Source organism: Shewanella sp. 10N.286.52.B9 (genome assembly GCF_002873635.1).
In the GTDB taxonomy this organism is placed as follows: domain Bacteria; phylum Pseudomonadota; class Gammaproteobacteria; order Enterobacterales; family Shewanellaceae; genus Shewanella.
The window spans coordinates 1-3,241 of the sequence record NZ_MCTY01000070.1 but is presented as its reverse complement, the minus strand read 5'-3'; the positions used below and the strand labels follow the sequence as shown (position 1 = coordinate 3,241).

Here is a 3,241-nt window from a genome sequence, read left to right as displayed (position 1 = left end):
CTATTGAATAAGCTGTTAGCTTTCTTATCAACGTCAAGGATATATTGTGAAATTCTTAAAAGTTACTTTATTTATTGTTAGTATTCTTCCGAGTTTTGCTAATGCAGGAAGCTCCTACAAGTTTGTTGAAAATGAAATAACATCATTTATGAAGGAGAATAATGTACCAGCAGTTTCGGTGGGCATAATTGAAAGTGGTAAGATCAAGTTTGAAAAGGCTTTTGGAACATATAGTAGGGATAACCTTTCCTCAATTACGACAAATAGTCTATTTCAGATCGGTTCTCAGTCAAAAGTTATCACTAGTTTGTTGACTTTGTCTTTGGTGGAAGATGGAAGATTAAACCTTAATGATAATTTGGATAACTTATTGCCCAAATTATTCCAATCCATCGACAAAGCAACTTTACAGAAAATCACCCTCGACATATTGCTTAGTCACCGTTCAGGACTTCCTAACTATCCTACAAACGTTAATCGAGTGGACGGCGACCCGATGGAAGGGGGATACACTGAATCTCAATTATTAGCAGCATTTAAATCTTTAATCTTGGATTTCGAGCCAGACTCAAAATTCTCATATTCGAATTTCAACTATGCTGTAATCGGATATATTCTCAGCGCTAAAACGGGTAAATCCTACGAAGCGTTGGTCGAGGAGTATTTGGACGAGAAATTTGGTGTTTCAGGAGTGTACGGTCGGTTAACATCCAAAAATTCAGACTTTGTTGTCACACCATACAGAAAAGATGACCGACTTATAGAAACAAAGCCTTGGGATATGGGGCTGCTGACTCCGCATGGTGGTTTGTATTCATCATCAAACGGACTATTAAGATTAATGATACAGCAAATGTCGGCATATCAAAACGTGGATGAGGGCAAACAGGCTTCGCCTTTTGTATCGACCCAGAACAGTTATGAAACGGGTTTGTATCCTGGCTTAAATTATGGGTATGGCATGTTCGAGGCAACCGCAGAATTGGGCTTATATCCTGAAACCGTATTGTGGCATGGTGGAGACCTTGATGGATTTGGGTGTGAGTACATTTTTTCACCTAGTTCAAAGACAGGTATCGTACTGTTGACATCGAGTGGTGGTCGGGATTTTGTGCTCCTAGGCAGAAAGTTAATGCAGAAACTGCTGGCATCAAAAGCTAACAAACAAAGTCAGTCGGACGCGTAAACGCGCCACTGCTTTGGGCGTTAACACTCAATTCTTATGAATATAGATTCTACAAATTTTCGGGATAAGGCTTTAGCACAGGTAACCATCGGTTATGATTGGGCTCAGTCATTAAACTATGCACTAGTCAGCGTCCAAGACCGCGATGGCGCAGTAAGCACATACCGTCTCGTTGGGTTAACCGAGTATTCTATAAACGAAGATTTTGGTTGTATGGCAATATCACAGTGTAAGTTCATCGATGACTCATCTGGAATATATCTCAGTCTAGATCCATACAATGAACTTGGAGCCAGAGAGGAAGAAGACAATTTTTGTTTCTGGTGTAAATCAATAGAGCGTGCCAATGGCCAGTGTTAACAAGCGCATCAAAGGCGACGCTCGTACCTCGCGCGCTTTATGCGGGCGTTAATTGCCATAGGAACATCGGATGTTTACGAGACTTTTATCCCGTTTTGCTTCAGTGATCTACGTTCAAATATGGGAAAGTAGATTAAAAGTTACAAATTCAGCTAGCAATGAAAGCTATGATGATTCACCGCTAGTTGTAATTCGAACAACAGATAAAGGTGAAAAATTGATTTCAGGTATTGGTAAGCAAGCCAGTATTTCAATTGATTCTAACGAAAAGGTAGTTAACCCTTTTTCACATCCTAGAGTCTTGTTTTCAGATTTTTACGTTGGTGAAAAATTGCTACAGCATGCTTTTAAACAAATTAGCAATATTAAATATTTGCGGCCACGACCAAAAGTAATCATCCACCCAATGGAGAAAACCGAAGGAGGACTGACAATGATTGAAAAAAGGGCATTTAGAGAACTAGCACTTGGTGCAGGCGCAATAGAGGTTAAGCTGCATACTGGTAAACCGCTTACTATTAAGTCTATCAACTTTGATAAATTTGAAGAGGATGAAGGTCCCTTACAAGAAGCGATAAATAACAATTCTACTTCCTCAAATATTATTGTATTTATGTTTTATCTTGTTTTTATAATTTTGGCGGTCTGGCATTTTGGCAACTAACAAAAACATCATGGTGGGAATTTTACTCGCTGGAAAAGCGCTCCTAAAATCCCCATATGTTAAGCGTTAGGCACGGGTTAGAGAATGTCGAAAGAGATTCAACTTAAATACAAAGGAAATAAGTGTTCGGCTTGTGGGTTAAGTGTTAAAGAAATGCTTGATCGTTGGGGCACTTTCAAACGGATGACCGAGTTTCATCACGTCGAAGAAGATAAGAAAGCAGTTAACTATAATGCTTTAATTCGACGCAAGCTATGTACCGAACAGCTAGATGAATTAGATAAATGTATTCTCCTTTGCAGTAATTGCCATAAATTGATACACGCCCAAAATATAAAGGCAAACCTAGACGTTAAACTTGAATTCGAGGGTAACGTTTATAACCAAAAAATTGTCGGGTGGGTAATAATGGACTTCCGTGAAAAGAAAATGCGGATTTACACGGATCAAAAATACTTACTGCATTTGTATCAAATTAGAATCGGAGATGAGCAAGCCAAAGTAATCGTTGGTGTCGAGTTGGATTCCGGTGATTTCTTTAGCAACCTGTTTAAAGGCCTTCGTAATTACAAGAAGTTTGAGATTCGAAACGCTCAAAACACCAAAGTACTTATGCAAGGCACTTACCTTGGTTCAAACGAAATTGAGCTTAAGCAAGCCGTAGAGTTCCCATTTCTCGAATACGAGTGGGACGAGGACGGTGTTAAATCATGGGCAAGAAACGGTAAGCTGCTCGATGAAAATGGTCGCTTTATAGGCGAAGGTACACTAACAACCAAAATGGAACTTATTTAAATGCCTAACAAGGCTGCGGCGTTAAATGTCCGTATTGAATCAGCAATCTCGAATGTTTACGAATGATAGCGATAAATAATTACCAACAATTTTAGTTACGAAACTAAAAAATCCATAGGTGTAGTGGCTGAGTGAATTTGGCCACTTAATTAGAGGTTTTGCAATACCCGAAGTAATCCTTTAAATGCTAATTTAGTAAAATCACTGACTCGTTCATGTCCAGAAACGTGTTTCAG

At 39.0% G+C, this 3,241-nt stretch carries 3 protein-coding genes; all 3 read left to right on the top strand.

Features of this window, described 5'->3' with window-relative positions:
* Positions 1–46 precede the first annotated feature (46 nt).
* The 3 genes from BCU91_RS05365 to BCU91_RS05350 all read left to right on the top strand — a co-directional run bounded on the left by BCU91_RS05365 (position 47) and on the right by BCU91_RS05350 (position 3,005).
* A complete protein-coding gene (locus tag BCU91_RS05365) occupies positions 47–1,186 on the top strand; it encodes a serine hydrolase domain-containing protein (RefSeq protein WP_157936269.1) in 1,140 nt (379 codons plus the stop codon).
* 430 nt (positions 1,187–1,616) lie between these two features.
* Positions 1,617–2,210, top strand: a complete 594-nt coding sequence (locus tag BCU91_RS05355) for a rod shape-determining protein (protein WP_102531055.1) — start codon at positions 1,617–1,619, stop codon at positions 2,208–2,210.
* Between the two features lie 84 nt (positions 2,211–2,294).
* Positions 2,295–3,005: a hypothetical protein gene (locus BCU91_RS05350; RefSeq protein WP_102531054.1), complete on the top strand. Its 711-nt coding sequence runs from the start codon at positions 2,295–2,297 to the stop codon at positions 3,003–3,005.
* Positions 3,006–3,241 lie beyond the last annotated feature (236 nt).

Bases quoted from the DNA above. Each gene is read 5' to 3' on its own strand.
- BCU91_RS05350 (WP_102531054.1), top strand. From the start codon at position 2,295: ATGTCGAAAGAGATTCAACTTAAATACAAAGGAAATAAGTGTTCGGCT.
- BCU91_RS05355 (WP_102531055.1), top strand. From the start codon at position 1,617: ATGTTTACGAGACTTTTATCCCGTTTTGCTTCAGTGATCTACGTTCAA.